Consider the following 434-nt stretch of genomic DNA (forward strand, 5'->3'; position numbering starts at 1 on the left):
GAACAGAGGACGATCGAGTCCCGGTGAAGAGACTTCTAGGTTGTAAGGGACCGTAATGGGATCTTCAACATCCATTACCGCACTTACCTGGTGGCTGACATCGGCGCAATCATCGACATTGATGCCATCTTCACTATCAATATAGATGCGCAGGATAGATGTGCGACTACGAACGAATTCAATTCCAACCAGTTCGTAACCCAGCGCTTCTACGGGAGCCGATACCAACTCTGTCAATTTTTGCTCTAATGTGGACAAGCCCACCCCCAAGACATAAAAAAAGGGCCTATAGCCCAGTATTACGATTCGCTAATAACAAAAAACCCCGAATATTCGGGGCTTTTAATCACTGGACCCTGTATGCCGCAATGCGGCCCGGACTCCATCCAAAGAATTTTCTTTCAAAAAATAACCGTGAATGCGTCCGTCGATGC

Annotated in this window: 1 protein-coding gene; it reads right to left on the reverse strand. The window is 47.2% G+C overall.

Annotated features, from left to right (window positions below; translation table 11 throughout):
* Positions 1–258: ribosome maturation factor RimP (gene rimP / locus SB765_RS28100; protein WP_410932283.1), on the reverse strand; the 258-nt coding region annotated here is incomplete at its 3' end.
* Between the last annotated feature and the right edge of the window lie 176 nt (positions 259–434).

Source organism: Pseudomonas sp. SIMBA_067 (assembly GCF_046534675.1).
GTDB lineage: Bacteria > Pseudomonadota > Gammaproteobacteria > Pseudomonadales > Pseudomonadaceae > Aquipseudomonas > Aquipseudomonas putida.